General features: G+C 47.1%; 16 protein-coding genes, 1 pseudogene and 1 riboswitch. Of the genes and pseudogenes, 5 read left to right on the top strand and 12 right to left on the bottom strand.

Annotated elements, in window-relative coordinates; translation table 11 throughout:
- Positions 1–2 precede the first annotated feature (2 nt).
- From oppB to GMA8713_RS27790, 3 genes are all read right to left on the bottom strand, one after another.
- Complete coding sequence (gene oppB / locus GMA8713_RS21255; RefSeq protein ID WP_062714046.1) at positions 3–926, bottom strand: oligopeptide ABC transporter permease OppB; 924 nt, start codon at positions 924–926, stop codon at positions 3–5.
- Positions 927–998: 72 nt separating this feature from the next.
- On the bottom strand, positions 999–2,663 hold the full coding sequence (locus GMA8713_RS21250; RefSeq protein WP_062714044.1) for an ABC transporter substrate-binding protein: 1,665 nt from the start codon (positions 2,661–2,663) through the stop codon (positions 999–1,001).
- Positions 2,664–3,292: 629 nt separating this feature from the next.
- Positions 3,293–3,451, bottom strand: a complete 159-nt coding sequence (locus GMA8713_RS27790) for a hypothetical protein (protein ID WP_198159558.1) — start codon at positions 3,449–3,451, stop codon at positions 3,293–3,295.
- 795 nt (positions 3,452–4,246) lie between these two features.
- On the opposite strand from GMA8713_RS27790, the gene GMA8713_RS21245 reads away from it, so the two are divergent.
- Entirely contained in the window at positions 4,247–6,763 is a 2,517-nt protein-coding gene (locus tag GMA8713_RS21245) for a glycosyl hydrolase family 18 protein (protein ID WP_062714042.1), read from the top strand.
- Between the two features lie 77 nt (positions 6,764–6,840).
- Here GMA8713_RS21245 and moaE read toward each other — a convergent pair whose 3' ends face one another.
- From moaE to moaA, 5 genes are all read right to left on the bottom strand, one after another.
- The gene (gene moaE / locus GMA8713_RS21240) at positions 6,841–7,281 is read right to left on the bottom strand and encodes a molybdopterin synthase catalytic subunit MoaE (RefSeq protein ID WP_062714041.1); all 441 of its coding nucleotides are present in this window, start codon (positions 7,279–7,281) and stop codon (positions 6,841–6,843) included.
- Positions 7,282–7,284: 3 nt separating this feature from the next.
- Complete coding sequence (moaD, locus tag GMA8713_RS21235; protein WP_062714039.1) at positions 7,285–7,530, bottom strand: molybdopterin synthase sulfur carrier subunit; 246 nt, start codon at positions 7,528–7,530, stop codon at positions 7,285–7,287.
- Positions 7,527–8,006, bottom strand: coding sequence for a cyclic pyranopterin monophosphate synthase MoaC (gene moaC / locus GMA8713_RS21230; protein WP_062714037.1), 480 nt, complete (start codon positions 8,004–8,006; stop codon positions 7,527–7,529). The genes moaD and moaC overlap by 4 nt, the downstream gene beginning before the upstream one ends.
- A 3-nt stretch (positions 8,007–8,009) precedes the next feature.
- Positions 8,010–8,522, bottom strand: a complete 513-nt coding sequence (gene moaB / locus GMA8713_RS21225; protein WP_062714035.1) for a molybdenum cofactor biosynthesis protein B — start codon at positions 8,520–8,522, stop codon at positions 8,010–8,012.
- A gap of 37 nt (positions 8,523–8,559) precedes the next feature.
- Positions 8,560–9,546 carry a GTP 3',8-cyclase MoaA gene (moaA, locus tag GMA8713_RS21220; protein ID WP_062714060.1) on the bottom strand — a complete coding sequence of 329 codons (987 nt, stop codon included), beginning with the start codon at positions 9,544–9,546 and terminating at the stop codon, positions 8,560–8,562.
- A riboswitch (molybdenum cofactor riboswitch) is annotated at positions 9,535–9,670 on the bottom strand. (Overlaps the previous gene by 12 nt.)
- Positions 9,671–10,158: 488 nt before the next feature.
- Between moaA and GMA8713_RS21215 the strand changes: the two genes are divergently transcribed.
- Positions 10,159–10,728 (top strand): LON peptidase substrate-binding domain-containing protein, encoded by a 570-nt coding sequence (locus tag GMA8713_RS21215; RefSeq protein WP_232314514.1) that lies wholly within the window; start codon positions 10,159–10,161, stop codon positions 10,726–10,728.
- Between the two features lie 162 nt (positions 10,729–10,890).
- Positions 10,891–11,778: a uridine diphosphate-N-acetylglucosamine-binding protein YvcK gene (gene yvcK, locus GMA8713_RS21210; RefSeq protein ID WP_062714032.1), complete on the top strand. Its 888-nt coding sequence runs from the start codon at positions 10,891–10,893 to the stop codon at positions 11,776–11,778.
- Here yvcK and GMA8713_RS21205 read toward each other — a convergent pair.
- The 3 genes from GMA8713_RS21205 to uvrB form a co-directional block, all read right to left on the bottom strand.
- Complete coding sequence (locus tag GMA8713_RS21205) at positions 11,740–12,099, bottom strand: Hpt domain-containing protein (protein WP_062714030.1); 360 nt, start codon at positions 12,097–12,099, stop codon at positions 11,740–11,742. The genes yvcK and GMA8713_RS21205 overlap by 39 nt on opposite strands.
- Before the next feature lie 3 nt (positions 12,100–12,102).
- A complete protein-coding gene (gene luxO, locus GMA8713_RS21200) occupies positions 12,103–13,554 on the bottom strand; it encodes a quorum-sensing sigma-54 dependent transcriptional regulator LuxO (protein WP_062714028.1) in 1,452 nt (483 codons plus the stop codon).
- A gap of 304 nt (positions 13,555–13,858) precedes the next feature.
- On the bottom strand, positions 13,859–15,883 hold the full coding sequence (gene uvrB / locus GMA8713_RS21195) for an excinuclease ABC subunit UvrB (protein WP_062714026.1): 2,025 nt from the start codon (positions 15,881–15,883) through the stop codon (positions 13,859–13,861).
- Between the two features lie 176 nt (positions 15,884–16,059).
- On the opposite strand from uvrB, the gene GMA8713_RS21190 reads away from it, so the two are divergent.
- Positions 16,060–16,788 carry an SDR family NAD(P)-dependent oxidoreductase gene (locus GMA8713_RS21190; RefSeq protein WP_062714024.1) on the top strand — a complete coding sequence of 243 codons (729 nt, stop codon included), beginning with the start codon at positions 16,060–16,062 and terminating at the stop codon, positions 16,786–16,788.
- A 2-nt stretch (positions 16,789–16,790) separates the two neighbouring features.
- A complete protein-coding gene (locus GMA8713_RS21185; protein WP_062714021.1) occupies positions 16,791–17,636 on the top strand; it encodes an amidohydrolase family protein in 846 nt (281 codons plus the stop codon).
- Positions 17,637–17,697: 61 nt separating this feature from the next.
- Here GMA8713_RS21185 and GMA8713_RS28220 read toward each other — a convergent pair.
- Positions 17,698–17,899, bottom strand: a pseudogene (locus GMA8713_RS28220) (IS4 family transposase); the annotation flags it as partial.

Raw genomic sequence — 17,899 nt, 5'->3', positions numbered from 1 at the left:
CCTCAATAACGAATCTTCGGATCCAGCCACGCCAAAAGAATATCGACGATAGCGTTGAAGATGATGAACAGCGCGCCAATTAAGATGGTGACACCCAGAACCAGTGAGTAATCACGGTTGAAGGCTGCGTTAACGAACAGTTTTCCGATACCTGGCAGACCAAAGATGGTTTCGATAACCACCGAGCCAGTGATGATGCCCACGAACGCTGGCCCCATGTATGAGACCACTGGCAGAAGCGCTGGACGCAGAGCGTGCTTGATAACGATGTATCTCATGCTCAGGCCTTTTGCTTTTGCGGTTCGGATAAAATTACTGTTCAAGGTTTCAATCATGCTGCCACGGGTAATACGGGCAAACGTAGCGATATACAGGAACGACATGGCGACAATCGGCAGGATCATGTATTGGATTGCGCCGCCATTCCAACCACCCGCTGGTAGCCAACCCAAACCAATTGAGAAGATATAGATCAGTACTGGGGCAAGAACGAAAGACGGCAACACAACCCCAAACATCGACGTGGACATGATGAGGTAGTCAACCCAACTGTTTTGCCGTAACGCGGCGATGGTGCCAACAGTGACCCCGATGATGACGGTCACAATGAATGCATAAAAGCCTACTTTTGCAGAAACAGGCAGAGCAGAGGCGATCAGTTCATTGACGGTATAGTCTTTGTATTTGAAGGAAGGACCGAAGTCACCACGCAGTACCACGTTCCCAAGATAGGTGGTGTATTGCTCAAACAATGGCTTATCCAAACCATATTTGGCGTTAATGTTTTGCATTACCTCTTGTGGCAATGTTTTTTCTGAAGAAAAGGGATTTCCGGGCGCAAAACGCATCAAGAAAAAGGAAATCGTAATCAATACCAAGAGGGTTGGTATCGCTTCCAGTGTACGAGTAAAAATCAATCTAAACATAAAGCATCCTACTTATGTTCGAAAAAACATGCGCCTATAGCTTAGCCACAGGCGCATGGAGTGGCGCTATTATTATTCTGCGATGATGAACATATCTTTCGAGTAGATATTGTCTTGCGGGTTTTGGTCTGGGTAGCCACCTACGTGCGTGCCAACCAAACGTGGCTGGACGTACTGATAGATAGGTGCAATTGGCATATCCTGTGCCAATTGTGCTTCAGCAATCGCGTAGAACTTATTTCGCTCAGCTTCAGTTTTCGCTACTTTAACCGCGTCATTCATAGCTTTGTCGAAGACTGCGCTTGAGTATTTCTGGTCATTAGAACCATTCTCAGTCATCGCAATTGCTAGGAAAGTAGATGCTTCATTGTAGTCCGCACACCAGCCTGCACGACGTACATCAAAGTTACCCTGCTTGCTGTTGTCCAGGTAGGTTTTCCACTCTTGGTTTTCTAGAGTGACATTCACGAAGTTACCCAGTGATTTTTTCCACATAGACTGGATTGCAACGGCAATCTTCTTGTGGTTTTCGCTGGTATTGTAAAGCAGAGTGAAGTCCAGAGGTTGGTCGGGGCCAAAGCCAGCTTCTTCAAGAAGCTCTTTTGCGGCTTCAACACGCTGATCTTGAGCCATTGTTGCATATTCAGGTTTCGTAGGTGCAAATCCGGTAATACCACTATGAGTCAAAGCAAACGCGGGCTTTTGACCTTGGCCTAAGATGGCTTTGGTCACAATGTCGCGGTCGATAGTGTAAGACAATGCTTTACGAACGCGTACATCGTCGAATGGTGCTTTCTCGGTATTAAATCCGTAGTAGTATGTACACAGATTTGGAGATACTACTACATTTTCTGGGTGTTCTTTTTGCAAACGACCAAACTGCTCGTTTGGCACTTCATAAGTGATATCAATTTCACCAGATAGGAAGCGGTTCATTTCCGCATTTTGATTTTCTATCGGAAGGAAAGTGACTTTATTTATCACTGTGTCGTCGTTGTCCCAATAGTTTTTATTTCGTTCTAACACGATTTTTTCGTTAACTACCCAATCGGACAAGACGTATGCACCATTACCTACAAATACACCGGGTTTAGTCCAAGAATCACCGTAGTTTTCTACAGTCGCTTTGTGTACAGGATACATCGTAGTGTGCGCCATCATCTTAACGAAGTATGGCAGTGGAACTTCCGTTTCAATGACCAGCGTTCGGTCATCGATGGCTTTAACAGCCAATTCGCTCGCTGGTTTCTTTCCAGCAATAACGTCTTTCGCGTTCTTCATCTTGGTGTATTCAATGTACCAAGCATACGGTGAAGCAGTTGCTGGATCTGCGGCACGTTTAAAGCTGTATTCAAAATCTTGTGCTGTTACCGGGTCACCATTTGACCACTTAGCATCTTCGCGGATCTTGAATGTGAAAGTTTGGTTGTCTTCAGTGCTCCAAGATTCTGCTGCGCCAGGGATAGTGTTACCAACAGCATCCTGAATAACCAGACCTTCCATCAGGTCACGCAATACATGAGACTCAGGCACACCCTCTACTTTGTGCGGGTCCAGTGACGCCACTTCAGTACCATTGCCTCTCACAATCTCTTGTACTTCTGCAAATTTAACCTCTGTGCTTTGAGGTTGTGCCTCAGGCTGTGCAGCTTGTTTTTCCTCGGGCTTGTCACAGCCCGCTAGGAGAGAAATACCAGCGCCAAGCAACAGCGCCTGAGTAATTTTGTTCTTATACATGCAGATACTCCAATTTATCCTTCAGTTGCATCCATGACACTCTCCGTCAACATAAAACGGAAAGCGAATTAAGCCACTTACCGGCACAAATAATGTGTGTTATACGGAGAATTGGTTGGAACATTACCAAGCATCAAAGCAATTTGCCACAAAAACGACAAAAAAAGTCACATGTATCTAACATAACAACATTTTACAGTGTATATAACTATTACACTGCGCCGTGTTGAACATATGCTTCGCCTTCTGATGTAATCAAAGTGAAATATTGTAGATATCTCCTTAAAGGCGTACTTATTGAGCATTAAAATCTGGTGTTATCGGTATCTTTTGCAACAAAAATCGTTAATATCAGTCATTTAAAAAATAATCAAAAGATTATTCATTCACTATCAATGAATAAAATCAACCAAACCTTATTCAAAGTAGCCAAACAGTAAGCGTGCTAAGTGACTGAAGTTATTTCTTAAAATATTGTTTTTAAAGTGCATTAAAAATTTCTTGAAATGAAATAAGTGGCTTAAGTATGAATATTGGTCAAAATTACGGCAGGATTTGTCGCACGTTCGCGAAAGAAACAAAAAAAGCCAGTTGGAATCAACTGGCTTATCAATGGATGTAAACGATTTTTATTTTTGCTGATCTTGCGTTTCAAGGGGATCCTGATTAGCGCTTTTCTGCTCTTTACCCTCAACCAACCCGCCTGTCTTGTCCTGGCTAACATCATCGGGCAAAACTTCTTGCAGCATTTGCTTCATCTTTTTATTACTAATACGTCTATGTCCCATTGTGATCCTCCTGATTGATTCATTCCACCATGGCACACTCAACTACGGTGCACATTCATAGGGAGACAAATACAGTGTTTAATTCTCTCCCTATAGCAAAAGTGTAGCAAAACCTGATCACTGCCCCGCCCCACATTTGAAACAATGAGATTGCGAGCGCGTAGGTACCGAAAAACACTACAAATTATGATATTTTAATAACGTACGGTAATAAAAAAGTTGCTGGTTAGAATTTATTCGCTCCATTTCGAGATGTGACCCAGATTCAATTGTGAAAGTCTTAAATATTGCGCACTATGTCTCTGTACCGATGTAATGAAAGCTTGTTTTATCGGCACTGAGGTGCAACAACCCGAATTAACCAACAATTAAACAAAGAGACGATCAATAAAATGAGACCTGCTGGTTCCCAATCTAGACCTCTGTGCTCTCGCGTCCGACATGGCTTTATTCCTTCTGCCAAAAAGCAGGCGAACGAAGAAAAAGCAAAAGGCACCCGTTGATACACAGTTCATTATGTAGATAAATAGCCTCTCTGATGAGAGGTTATTTTTTTACCAAAAACTTAATTCGCCAAGACGATAAAGCGTGCGATTTTTGTGATGACCTGTTCAAAAACCACCCGCAATGTAACGAGCTCGTTACTATTTTATCTCCCACACCTCTAATTCCTTACTCTCTGATTTTGCTTTAAATCCTTTTCTTACCAAGTATCAGGACAGAGTCAGCGCAGATTGGCTCATATTCACGCGACGGATAGATAATTCTCGCAATAAATTTTCGAGGGATATTAAGATGAACAAACAGGCTTTTCTAAAGGGGCTACTCGCAGCCTCTATCGCCAGCGCTACCGCTACGCCTGCAATGGCGGCACCCGGTGCCCCAATCATTTCATGGATGGAAACCAACTTTGCCATTATTGAAGTGAACGATGCTGCCAGTGCATATAAAGACTTAGTTACGGTTAAGCCGTATGCAGAAGTTCCTGTCACTTGGGACCGCTGGTCCGGTGAACCTGGTGATACCTGGCGCGTACTGCTGAATGGTGAAATCGCTCATGAAGCTAGCGTGGCACCTGCAGCCAGCCAGAAAGAGTCTACGGTTCTTCAGGTTGCTAAAAGCGGCAAGTACGACATGGTCGTAGAGCTTTGTAGTGGTAGTGATGCCGCTCAAGAATGTACAAAGAGTGATCCGAAACAAATCGTGGTTGCAGACACCGACGGCAGTCACCTTGATCCACTACCGATGAACGTGGACCCGAACAACGGTAACTACACCACTCCAGACGACACTGTCGTTGGTGCGTACTTCGTAGAATGGGGGGTTTACGGCCGTAAATTCCCAGTGGACAAAATTCCAGCCCAGAACCTGACTCATATTATTTATGGCTTCGTACCAATTTGTGGTAACAACCCTTCTCTTGATGATGGTCCACTGGCAGCTCTGAACCGTGCTTGTGCTGGTTTGCCGGACTACGAAGTCGTTATTCATGACCCATGGGCAGCAGTTCAAATGCCTCACCCACAATCAGGTCAGAGTCACTCTTCTTCTTACAAAGGTACTTACGGACAGATCATGGCGCTGAAACAGCGTTATCCAGATCTGAAAATCCTTCCTTCTATCGGCGGCTGGACACTCTCAGACCCATTCTACGAGTTTGGCGATAAAACCAAACGTGACAAGTTTGTCGCTTCAGTGAAGACGTTCTTGCAAACCTGGAAGTTCTATGACGGTGTAGACATTGACTGGGAATACCCAGGTGGTTCAGGTGCTAACCCTAATCTTGGCGACCCAGAGAAAGATGGCGATACTTACGCGATCCTGATGCAAGAACTACGCGCAATGCTGGATGAGCTTTCTGCGGAAACGGGCCGCACGTACGAACTGACTTCTGCAGTTGGTGTAGGCTACGACAAGATTCAAGACGTGAACTATGTAGATGCTGTTCCATACATGGATTACATCTTTGCTATGACTTACGACTACTACGGTGGTTGGAACAATGTAGTGGGTCACCAGGCAGCACTGGACTGTGGTAGTCACATGTCTGCTGACGAGTGCGTGGGTAAAGGTGTTGATGCAGACGGCAAACCACGAAAAGGCCCTGCTTACACGACTAAAAACGGTGTAAATCTGCTGCTTGAAAAAGGCGTTCCACCGCAGAAGCTGGTTATTGGTGCTGCCATGTATGGCCGCGGCTGGACGGGCGTGACTGAAGCAAGCATGTCAGATCCCACCAACCCAATGACAGGTGTAGGTAACGGTAAGATTGCAGGTTCTTGGGAAGCTGGCGTTATCGATTACAAAGATATCGTGACTGACTACGAGAACAAAGCGGGTGTGGTTCTTGGCTATGACGAGCAAGCAGAAGCTCCATGGGCTTGGGATCCATCTAATGGTGACCTCGTCACATACGACAATGAGCGCTCAGTCAAGGCAAAAGGTGCTTACGTACGTGAAAACAATTTCGCTGGTCTGTTTGCATGGGAAATTGATGCAGACAATGGCGATATCCTGAACGCAATGCAGGAATCTCTTAGAGGCGGTCCAGTTGACCCAGTTAATAAAGTTCCGGTAGCCAATGCAGGCGCAGATGTTACCGTTAACGTTGCTGGGGCAGTAGCACTTGACGGTTCAGCATCGAAAGATACGGATGGTCAAGTTGTTGCGTACAGCTGGAAACAGACTTCAGGCCCTTCAGTTGCACTGACTGGCACAAGCACTGCAACCGCATCTGCGGACATCCCAGCAGTGACTGCTGATACCCAGTTCGTGTTCTCACTGACTGTGTCAGACAATGAAGGCGCAACCGATACCGATACCGTTGTGGTCACTGCGAAAGCAAAAGTTGTTGATCCAGTCAATGAAGCACCAGTAGCAGCGCTGACAGCACCAGCTACAGCGAATGCAGGTGATGTGGTTCTGGTGGATGCTAGCGGCTCAAGCGATGCAAACAATGATGCACTGACTTATACCTGGGATATTCCAGCGGGTGAGACTGCAACACAAAACGGCGCTTTACTGACTTTCACTGCGGGTAGCTACTCAGTAGATACAACACTGACATTCTCTGTGACCGTATCAGATGGCAAGCTGACCGACTCTGCAACCGTATCGGTTGTCGTCGCGAAAGATGAGCCTGTAGTGACTTGTCCTAATGCTTGGGCGGAAGGTACTGTTTACAACTCAGGTGACGTTGTGACTCATAAAGGTGTTGAGTACTCTGCCAAGTGGTGGACCACCAACGAAGAACCTGGCACAACTGGTCAATGGGGTGTTTGGAAAGAGCTAGGCGCTGCAAGCTGCCAGTAATTTACACCTACAACCAGTAAAACGATAAAGGGATGCAACAGCATCCCTTTCTTTTGCTCCGAAGAAACCATTAAACGCTACCAGCGTTTTGCAGCATCCCCATCACTGTCGCGCGCTTCAATCCAACGCTCTTGGTCTGTCAGACGCTCTTTCTTCCAGAATGGCGCTTTGGTTTTCAGATAGTCCATCACAAACTCACAAGCTTCAAACGCAGCACCACGGTGCGCACTGGAGACCCCCACAAAAACAATTTGGTCGCCGATATCTAATGCACCTACACGATGGATAACGCGAACATGTGTCAGCGGCCATCTAGACTGCGCTTGCTCTACAATCTCAGCCAGAGACTTTTCCGTCATCCCTGGGTAATGCTCTAAGGTCAGACCCATGACATTGTCGCCAAGATTCATGTCGCGAACTTTGCCAATGAAGGTCACGATAGCGCCATCGCCAGCATGATCATTCAGTCGCTGGTATTCTTCTGCGACGGAGAAATCCTGTTCTTGTACTGAGATCATTTATCAGCCTCCAGTCACCGGTGGGAAAAAGGCTACCTCGTCACCAGCTTTCACTGGCGATGACAACTCTGAAATGGTCTGGTTGATTGCTACCAAAAGCTTACCCTGCTCCAGTGCCAAAGCCCATTTGTCGCCTCTTTCTGCAAGATGCTGACGGATGTCTTCCGCAGATTGGAACTCACCTTCCAATGTCAGTGATGCCGTGCCCACCAGCTCTTTAACCTGAGCAAAAAAGAGTACCTGAATCATCCTTCCACCTTAAAGTGTCCTGATTTACCGCCCGTTTTTTCCAGCAGACGAACCTGACTGATAACCATGTCTTTTTGCACAGCCTTACACATGTCGTAGATTGTCAGTGCTGCCACTGAAGCAGCCGTCAGCGCTTCCATTTCAACACCTGTTTTACCGGAAAGCTTACAAACCGATTCGATACGTACCTGCGAAGTTTCTGGCAAAGCCTCCAGTGATACTTCCACTTTCGACAACATCAAAGGATGACAAAGCGGAATCAAATCCCAGGTGCGCTTAGCAGCTTGAATACCGGCGATACGTGCTGTTGCGAACACATCACCTTTATGGTGCTTGCCTGAAACAATTAGCGCCAGTGTTTCCGTCGCCATGGTCACAAATGCTTCCGCACGCGCTTCTCGAACCGTTTCCGTTTTACCAGAAACATCAACCATGTTTGCCTCGCCTGAGGCATTAATATGTGTAAAGCCGCTCATGAATTATTTACCTAGGTGCGGCATGAAGTTACATGGACGGTGGCTCGCATCCAGCTGCTGCTTAATGATGCCATTCCAACCAGTGCGGCATGCCCCCGTTGAACCTGGCATCCCAAAAATGACAGTGTGATTAGCAAAACCAGCAATCGCGCGAGACTGAATGGTTGACGTACCAATTTCTTGGTAAGAAATTGCGCGGAACAGCTCACCAAAACCTTCCACTTCTTTGTCGAAAAGTGGTTTCAGCGCCTCTGGCGTGCTGTCGCGGGAGGTAAAACCCGTACCACCAGTGATCAAAACAGCCTGTACGTTTTCGTCAGCAATCCACTGGGAAACAATCGCGCGGATCTTGTAAATGTCATCAATAACGATTTTTTTATCCGCCAGTCGATGACCCGCATCTTGCAGCGCATCAACCAGGAACTTGCCTGACGTATCGTTTTCTTCAGTGCGAGTGTCGGAAACAGTCAGGACTGCAATTTTTGCAGGCGAAAATTCAGTAACAGCGTGACCCATAAAATTTGAACCTCAACGAGTAATATCTGGAACGGCGTTATCCGCCGATAGAAGCCAGGTGCGGCGTCATGCCTGTGTGCCCCTGATCTAGAAAATGACTTTGCTTTTTGCTTGCTAATGCACTCTGGATACGTCCAATCAGCGCCTTTTCCTGCGCATCGTTCTGAAGCAAATCACGGAGTTCGACGCCGTAATCACCAAACAAGCACATGTGGAGCTTGCCCACTGCAGAGACACGGAGACGATTGCAAGAATCACAGAAATCTTTCTTGTACGGCATGATAAGACCAATCTCACCGGTATAGTCTGGGTGGCAGAACACCTCTGCTGGACCATCGCTTTGATTACGGACCTTCATAATCCAACCATTAGCGATCAAGTGATTTCGGATAGACACACCAGACACGTGGTGGTTCTCAAACAGGGAATTCATTTCGCCCGTTTGCATCAACTCTATGAATCTCAGTTGGATTGGCTTATCTTTTATCCAATTCAGAAAGGCGGGTAGCTCGCCACTGTTCAAGTCTTTCAGCAAAACGGCATTCACTTTGACCTGCTCAAACCCCGCATCGAAAGCGGCATCGATACCGCGCATCACTTGATGAAATTTATTCTCACCCGTGATCTCATGGAACATACGCGGATCCAGGCTATCGACACTAACGTTAATATTGGTGAGGCCAGCATCACGCCAATGTTGAGCATGCTTCTCAAGGCGATAACCATTAGTTGTCATCGCGATCTTCTCGATGCCTTTTTGCGCAGCGGTCATAGAGACAATGTCAGTGAAATCTTTACGAAGCGTCGGCTCGCCACCGGTGATACGCACTTTAGAGGTACCACAATCAGCGAATGCAGCCACCACACGATGAAGCTCATCCAGCCCCAGGAAGCTGGAATTTTTTTGCGTAGGCTTGTATCCGTCCGGCAAACAATACGTGCAACGGAAGTTACAGACATCAGTAATAGACAATCTCAAGTAATAAAACTTGCGATTGAAGGAATCTTCAAATTGAACAGCCACGAAACACCTTTCCAAATACGGGAGACGGGCACATTTCTATGACCGCCCTGGTGACTCAGGGTCACGGCCTATCCCACATATTCTGGCGAACTTAGCGAAATAGGCTTCGGAGTTACCTGCGTCGGATTTGTCGTTCATAACAACAAGACCGGAGCTTTAAGTCTAATTTAGCAAAGTTTGTCTTTTGTTAACAAGAAATGTCCCTCATTCCTGTGCAGATTTGCCAACGCTTTAACTTTTTACTCACCGTCTCAAAACATAAACAGATCTGAGACAAAACCTTAAAGCACAATTTTCTCACAACCGATGTGTGGAAATTCAAATTGGGTCTGGAAAAAGGAAAATTCCAACCAATCTGTCTTTTCCGTTCCATACTCAAAACTGGCAAAACGTGGGCTCACATTGCATTTTGAGACGCTCTAATTTGCAATTTCAAATTGCATTTTGCGAGCCAAAAAGTGAAATGTCTGCAAAATCAGTCATGTAGTGTCTGGGCATTGAATTTGCACTGTCGTTTGTACGACACGGGTATCTAAGTAGTTCCGATATTAAATACATATAAAAAGCGGCTCAGGGAAGAAGTGCTAAGCCGTCAGCAAAAACCGGGAGCTAATGATGACAATAACTTTGCCAATCCTTTTCAACAACCGTCATATCCTTCCTTCAGGACGTCTGCCTTTGCGCGTGACCCCCGGAGAGCAATTAAATACAGTGAAGTATGCAATGCGTAACGGCATGGATCTCGGCGTGTGTATGGACGAAACCAGCCCAATCGGAGCTGGGATTGGAACAAGAGTAAAAATTGAAGACTTCAGTCTGGCGCCGGAAAGCGGTGCTCTAACCATAACAGTGTGTGGCCAAGAGAGCTTTGTGATCGACACCATTAAGGAAAATGATGTCGGCGTAGTCGAAGCTGTATGTCAAACACTGCCAGCTTGGCCAGAGCGTGCAGTCAGTAACGATGCTCAACCTTTAGCCGAAAGGCTACTTATCATGTTCGAGCGGTATCCCGAGCTGAGCTCGTTGCATAAAAAGCCAAACTTTGATGATTTAAGCTGGCTTTGTCAGCGCTGGTTGGAACTTCTGCCGATTCCGGCAAGTGAGAAGCAAGTTCTGATGGCGGCACATACTTGTAGCGACACTGCTGAGTATCTACTCAGTCTAATGAAAGAACCGCACTAATCTCACCTCAAATCTATTCTCCAAAGACCAGCGCAAGCTGGTCTTTTTTTGCCCATTGCGTGATCGAAAACCGAAAATACAGTGAGAAAATGCGACAAACCGCATTCTTTTTCAGCGCATACTTTATGATTGGCAACAGAAGACGATAAAGAACGAAGTGCGATGAAAGAACCAAAACAAAATATCGTAGCCATTGGCGGCGGACATGGTCTTGGCCGTGTCTTGTCAGCTTTGCGTGAGCATGGCGAACTTGTCACCGGTGTTGTCACAACCACGGACAATGGCGGCTCTACGGGCCGTATTCGAGCGTGTCAGGGAGGTATCGCCTGGGGCGATACTAGAAACTGCATTAATCAGCTGATCACTGAGCCTTCTATCGGTTCGATGATTTTTGAGTATCGCTTCAAAGGCAACGGCGAACTCGATGGCCATAATCTGGGTAATCTGATGCTCACCGCACTCGATAACCTCTCTATTCGCCCCCTAGAAGCCATCAACCTAATCAGGGATATGCTAAAGGTTTCCCCCCATATTGTACCTATGTCCGAACACCCTGCTGATCTTGCAGCACAAACTCCCACAGGAGAAGTGATCGCCGGAGAAACTGATGTTGATGAATTGCCAGAACCACCCGCACGCCTGATGCTGGAACCTGTCGTACCAGCGACCAAAGAAGCTGTTATCGCGATTCAACAAGCCAGCTTGGTAGTACTGGGACCTGGCAGCTTTCTAACCAGCGTGATGCCTCCATTACTCCTACCTGAAATAAGCCGGGCGCTCAAACAGACAGAAGCAAAAATCATTTTTATACGGAATCTAGGAAAGGAGCATGGTCCTGCTGGGCAAATGTCTTTGAAAACAATGTTGACTTGGTGTGAACGTTCGATGGGCGGACGAAAAATTGACATGGTCTTAGGACCAGACATTGATGAAGAGCTGGACGATCATTACCGACAGGTGGTGACAGATTTAGCGTCTGTCAACCACGAGTGGCGTCATGATAGGGATAAACTATCCCAAGCGATCCAGCAGATCTTGCTGACCTGCTAACGCTTTGTATTGCACTGCGGTGCCCTGCAACATCATTGTCAGACGAGGCAGTTGGTCTTGAACCCACGATTCCTGACCCTGTTTTACACGAGATTCACACTCACGCGCCAGCTCTGCCAGTTCATCTGCGCCGAAGCTGGCCGCACTGCTTTTTATCGCATGGCTTATCTCTCGTACTTGCATTGCGCTTGGTGCTTCTGAAAGTTGATCAGAATATCGGCTTAGTTCGTCACTAAATACTACCAGGAGCGAAGATACTGTGTCCTCACCTACTTCAACCGCCAGCCGCCGCAACGTCTCATGATTCACTGTCGACGCCATAACTTAGTTCCTTTTTTCTTGTGATTCTTGCCAACTCTGCAGCTTGCGATAAATCGTCGATGGACTCACCTCTAACAGACCTGCAGCCTGAGGAATGTTCCCATCACATGCATCAATAGCAATTTGTATCGCTCGCTTTTCTACCAACCACAGGGGTTCAATGTCGGCTTTTGTCACTACCCCTTGATCCAAAAACGCTGGCGCGACAGAAAAATCATCGTCGCGCGAAGGAGCAATTGCTGTTTGCCTAGTCGCTCTAACTGGGGGAGATGCAATTTTGACACCAGAAACTGTATTTAATGGCGGAGGCAGCATTTGTTCTGTGACTTCTCGCGCATTGTGTAGCACGACAATGTTGCGGATCACGTTCTGCAATTGCCTCACATTTCCTGGCCATTCATAGCTTAACAAACGACCAGTTACTTCAGCATTGAAGGTACGGAAATCTTTTCCTTCCTCCATCGCAAACATCAGAAGCAAGGACTGGGCTATCTCTGCAACATCTTCACCACGCTCACGCAATGGTGGAAGCGCCAAAGGAATGACATGTAGACGGTAATATAGATCTTCCCGGAAATTACCCTTCAAAACCTCCTCCCAAGGATCGCGGTTTGTCGCGCAAACAAATCGCACATCTACTTGTTTTACCTTGGAAGATCCTACTTTTTGAAACGTGCCTGTTTGAATAAACCTCAGCAATTTAGATTGAAGATCCAAATCCATTTCGCAGATTTCATCTAAGAACAATGTGCCACCATCGGCCATTTCTGCCGCCCCCTCACGCTCAGAGGCCGCGCCAGTAAAAGCGCCTTTCATGTGACCAAACAACTCACTTTCGATGAGATCTTTGGGAATAGCAGCACAGTTGATCGCGACAAATGGTTTTTTGGCGCGTGAGCTTGCCGCATGGACAGCTTCTGCACAAACCTCTTTACCCGTGCCACTTTCACCTGTGATAAATACAGTTGCCTTACTCGGTGCCGCCGAGTCTATAACGCGGTATACCGCCTGCATGGGGACACTGTGGCCGATGAAACCATAGTAAGCCCCTTCTGGGGATTGTCCGCCAACTTTACTCTTTGGTTTCAGTGCATTATTGACTGTTACTCGTAACAAGTCTGCCTCGCAAGGCTTGATGAGAAAGTCGCTTGCGCCATAGCGCATAGCCTCTACCGCTGCATCAATAGAGCCATGCGCCGTCATGATCACCACGGGAATATCTGGGTGATGTTCACGGATTTTAGAAAGCACGTCGAAACCAGAAATATCAGGCAATCGCAAATCCAACAGAACTAAGGAAAAGCTGCCTGAAGAAAAGTGGTAAATGGCCTCTTCACCTGTACTTGCAATCTCAACCTCTACATCAAGAGGGTTGAGGTATGACTTGTACAATGCGGCTACAGAAGCGGTGTCTTCCACCATTAAGATGCGTTTTTTGGCGCCAGAATCTAGCATTGAACCCCCGCCATCGATTCCTCAATAAATCTATCTTTTCGTTAGAAAGTCAGTACCAAGTATAACGCCGATTTTCATCGGCACAGGCAAATCGGTGCGTTTTGCATTGCAATTTGCAAAAGAAATTGCAAATAAGTTAGCTCTACTTCGATGAAATTGCTACGTCATGCGTTAAAAATGTTGGCACACTTAATGCTTTATTGAAAGTGACCCTTCTGGGTCACCTAGCCAACTGACGTTGTTTGTGAGCACTTCGTTCACTGAAACAAGATAGCCAACCGACCTTTTTGCGGTTGGCTTTTTTTTAGCTATTTTGGATAAAAAGTGACCGCAAATCAGCAATTTCATCTCGCAAGCCCGCCGCTGTTTCAAACTCCAGATTCTGCGCTGCCTCATACATTTTTGCTTCTAATTTCTGAATCTGAGCTTCAATTTGCTGCGGTGATTTAGCCACATAAGCGGCATCTTCTTCTGCCACCGCCTTAAGCGATGAAGACACTTTTGGCTTCTGCGGCCGACGTTTGCCGCCTAATTCCATTACATCAGCAATCTTCTTATTGAGCTTCTGAGGAACAATTCCGTGTTCTTCGTTATGGGCCTGCTGTTTCGCACGGCGACGCTCTGTCTCTTCTATTGCACGCTGCATAGAACCTGTAATGCTGTCCCCATACAGAATCGCCTTGCCGGCAAGGTTACGCGCTGCACGACCGATAGTCTGAATAAGAGACCGGTCTGAGCGCAGGAAACCTTCCTTATCTGCATCCAGAATAGCCACCAGTGACACCTCTGGCATGTCGAGGCCTTCTCGCAGCAAGTTGATCCCCACAAGGACGTCAAACTCACCCAGTCTCAAATCCCGGATGATCTCCACACGTTCAACGGTATCGATATCTGAATGCAGGTAGCGAACCCTAACATCATGTTCTTCCAAATACTCAGTGAGATCTTCAGCCATACGTTTGGTCAGCGTCGTTACCAGTACTCGCTCATCTTTTTGAGTGCGAAGGCGAATTTCTGACAGTAAGTCGTCTACCTGAGTCGCGACCGGACGTACTTCTACCTCTGGGTCAAGAAGACCTGTTGGACGCACCACCTGATCGGCGATTTCACCATCAGATTTTTCCAGCTCATATTTACCCGGCGTGGCAGAGACATAAATGGTTTGGGGTGCCAGAGACTCAAATTCATCAAACTTAAGCGGGCGGTTATCTAACGCAGAAGGTAGTCGGAAACCGTACTCCACCAGCGTTTCTTTACGCGAACGGTCGCCTTTATACATCGCGCCTATCTGCGGCACAGTAACGTGCGATTCATCGATGATAAGAAGACCATCAGCAGGCAAGTAGTCAAACAGTGTTGGAGGCGGCTCCCCTTCCGTTCGGCCACTCAAGTAGCGAGAGTAGTTCTCAATGCCTGAGCAATAGCCCAACTCCTGCATCATTTCTAGGTCAAAAAGGGTGCGCTGGGAAATACGCTGCTCTTCAATCAGCTTATTGTTCTCCAACAGGACTTTTTTTCGATCAGCCAATTCAACTTTGATGTGCTCAATGGCGTCTAGAATTTTCTCTCGCGGCGTCACGTAGTGGGTTTTCGGATAAATCGTCGCACGCGGCAGATTACGTTCAGAAATCGATCCGGTCAGCGGGTCAAAGACGCTGATGCATTCCACTTCATCATCAAATAGCTCAATGCGGATAGCATCACGATCAGATTCTGCTGGGAAGATATCAATTACCTCACCGCGCACACGGAACGTACCGCGGCTAAAAGCTTGATCGTTGCGGGTATATTGAAGCTCTGCAAGTCGGCGCAAAATCAAGCGCTGTTCTATCATGTCACCACGACGCAGGTGCAACATCATCTTTAGATATGAATCTGGATCCCCCAGACCGTAAATTGCTGAAACAGAGGCAACAATCACCACATCGCGGCGCTCCATCAGGGCTTTAGTGGCAGAAAGGCGCATCTGCTCAACGTGTTCGTTGATAGAAGCGTCTTTTTCGATAAAGGTGTCGGAAGCAGGCACATAGGCTTCAGGTTGATAGTAGTCATAGTAAGAAACGAAATACTCAACCGCATTTTCCGGGAAGAACTCTCGCATCTCACCATATAACTGCGCTGCCAGCGTTTTGTTAGGTGCCAGAACCATTGTCGGGCGTCCCGCCTCAGCAATCACATTAGCCATGGTATACGTCTTACCTGAGCCCGTCACACCCAGCAGCGTTTGGTGGGCGAGGCCAGAGTCCAACCCTTCCAACAACCGACTGATCGCCGTTGGCTGATCACCTGAGGGTTCAAACGGTGATTGGAGTTTAAAAGTCTTGCCCATCATGCTTCCATGGCTCAATTATCAAACCACTCATTTTGCGCGCTCCATCCCCTAAGTCAACTGACAAGATACTGACAAGGTTCGAAGTTGTTGACACACTCGGCTTCCACACCGAAGATCTCTTCCATACTAAAGAGGTCGGCACAGTCCGCAAAAATGAATATCTAAGGATAACAATGAAAAAAGTAGCGGTAGTCACCGGTGGCTCAGCAGGGATCGGCCTCGCGGTCGTAGACGGGTTTATTGGAGATGGATACACCGTTTACTCGCTGGATATTCAGGAAGGCCCTCGTGGAAATTGGATGGATTGCAATGTGACGAACTCAGCGGCTGTCGCTGCCGCTGTTGAGCAGGTCATTACAAACGAAGGCCAGATTAATGCCTTGGTGTGTAATGCCGGCATCCATTTCAGTTCAAACATCGAAAATACCAGCGAAGAAGATTTCGATCGCGTCATGAGCATCAATGTAAAAGGTGCTTACTACGCGATTCGCGCTTGCCTACCAACCATGAAAGCAGCGAAATCTGGTAGCATCGTGCTGCTTGGCTCTGACCAATGCACCATCGCTAAAGGCAATTCCTTTGTTTATAACCTGAGTAAGCACGCGATTGCGTCGATGGCAAAAACCACTGCTCTGGATTATGCCCAGTTCAACATCCGCGCCAACGCAGTATGTGCAGGAACCACAGAAACACCGCTTTATCATAAAGCGATTGATGCCTACTGCGAGCGTTCGGGGGCAGATAAAGAAGTCGTCCATAAAGAAGAAGGCAATTTGCAGCCACTGGGACGCATTGCTCAGCCGGAGGAAGTGGCCAACATGGTCGTTTTCTTAGCTAGCGAAAAAGCCAGTTTCATCACGGGCAGCCTTCATGCTGTTGATGGCGGCTACACGGCACAGTAACCATGAAGTTTATCGATCCTCACCTGCATTTATTCGATCGCCAGAAAGGTAAATACGGTTGGCTACAAACTGGCAATCCCCCCTTCTGGCAGGATAAAGCCGTTATACAAAGAGACTTTTCTGAAGCAGACTTACAGGTTTCTATACCCGCAGAACTCGCGGGCTTTGTGCACGTTGAAGCAGGGTTCGATAACGAAGCCCCCTGGCGAGAAATCGAATGGCTCGAAAGCACCTGCCAATTACCATTCAGAAGCATTGCCTGTGCGGACCTGACCCTCTCTTCCGAAGTGTTTAGTGAGCAGGTGACGCGCTTGAAAACGCTGAGCTCTGTGGTGGGGGTTCGACATATTCTGGATGACGATGCGGTAACCTTGCTAAGCAATCAGCAGGTAAAACGGAATCTCGCACATCTAGAAAAAGAAGGAGTGATCTTCGAAGCTCAATTTGATGCCAACGACGACAGAGCTGTTGCTGCATTTCTCGATGTCATTGGTCACTTACCTTCTCTCCATGTTGTCCTTAACCACGCTGGTTTTCCACCACCAGCAAACTCTGCGGGCTGGAAGGAGAATATTGAGAAGCTTTCTGGTTTGAATAACCTTTGGGTGAAGGCATCAGGTTGGGAAATGGCGGACAGACACTTTCCGGTTAATGCCATTGCACAAACCATCGAGACTTTAATTGCCGCATTTGGACATGACCGAGTCATGCTGGCGAGCAATTTCCCTCTGACACTGTTCAGAACGTCCTACACAGAGCTTTGGCAAGACTATCTCTCACTCAACTTTGCTAGGGAAGCTCTACAAAAGATCATGTATCAAAACGCTTCCACGTTTTATCGTCTCTAGGATCTGTTGGCCTTTGGCTGAACGTCAGAGAAAAAACAACCCGCTCAAAGGCTAACACCTATCACTTAAGATGCTTAGAGCGAACAGGGTAGCGAGTTTTATTAATACGAACGGTCCTCGCTTTGGGCCGTTTTCTTTTTTTGGGGAGTATGTAGCGTTTCACTCTCTCCCGCATGGCTCTTAGCTTTCTCGGGATTGAGCCGGGGGCTGCTATCGCACACCACATCAGCTCATCCTGAATATCTCTCAATGCCATCATAAAA

Source organism: Grimontia marina (assembly GCF_900060185.1).
Lineage (GTDB): Bacteria > Pseudomonadota > Gammaproteobacteria > Enterobacterales > Vibrionaceae > Enterovibrio > Enterovibrio marinus.
Note: the sequence above shows the minus strand (reverse complement) of the source record. Positions and strands in the feature narration are given on the sequence as shown.

Excerpts from the sequence above, each read along its gene's own strand:
- moaE (WP_062714041.1), bottom strand. The coding sequence starts at position 7,281 with ATGATCTCAGTACAAGAACAGGATTTCTCCGTCGCAGAAGAATACCAG.
- oppB (WP_062714046.1), bottom strand. The coding sequence starts at position 926 with ATGTTTAGATTGATTTTTACTCGTACACTGGAAGCGATACCAACCCTC.
- GMA8713_RS21190 (WP_062714024.1), top strand. The coding sequence starts at position 16,060 with ATGAAAAAAGTAGCGGTAGTCACCGGTGGCTCAGCAGGGATCGGCCTC.
- moaC (WP_062714037.1), bottom strand. The coding sequence starts at position 8,006 with ATGAGCGGCTTTACACATATTAATGCCTCAGGCGAGGCAAACATGGTT.
- moaD (WP_062714039.1), bottom strand. The coding sequence starts at position 7,530 with ATGATTCAGGTACTCTTTTTTGCTCAGGTTAAAGAGCTGGTGGGCACG.
- GMA8713_RS21185 (WP_062714021.1), top strand. The coding sequence starts at position 16,791 with ATGAAGTTTATCGATCCTCACCTGCATTTATTCGATCGCCAGAAAGGT.
- moaB (WP_062714035.1), bottom strand. The coding sequence starts at position 8,522 with ATGGGTCACGCTGTTACTGAATTTTCGCCTGCAAAAATTGCAGTCCTG.
- GMA8713_RS27790 (WP_198159558.1), bottom strand. The coding sequence starts at position 3,451 with ATGGGACATAGACGTATTAGTAATAAAAAGATGAAGCAAATGCTGCAA.
- GMA8713_RS21215 (WP_232314514.1), top strand. The coding sequence starts at position 10,159 with ATGATGACAATAACTTTGCCAATCCTTTTCAACAACCGTCATATCCTT.
- yvcK (WP_062714032.1), top strand. The coding sequence starts at position 10,891 with ATGAAAGAACCAAAACAAAATATCGTAGCCATTGGCGGCGGACATGGT.
- GMA8713_RS21245 (WP_062714042.1), top strand. The coding sequence starts at position 4,247 with ATGAACAAACAGGCTTTTCTAAAGGGGCTACTCGCAGCCTCTATCGCC.
- GMA8713_RS21205 (WP_062714030.1), bottom strand. The coding sequence starts at position 12,099 with ATGGCGTCGACAGTGAATCATGAGACGTTGCGGCGGCTGGCGGTTGAA.
- GMA8713_RS21250 (WP_062714044.1), bottom strand. The coding sequence starts at position 2,663 with ATGTATAAGAACAAAATTACTCAGGCGCTGTTGCTTGGCGCTGGTATT.
- luxO (WP_062714028.1), bottom strand. The coding sequence starts at position 13,554 with ATGCTAGATTCTGGCGCCAAAAAACGCATCTTAATGGTGGAAGACACC.
- uvrB (WP_062714026.1), bottom strand. The coding sequence starts at position 15,883 with ATGGGCAAGACTTTTAAACTCCAATCACCGTTTGAACCCTCAGGTGAT.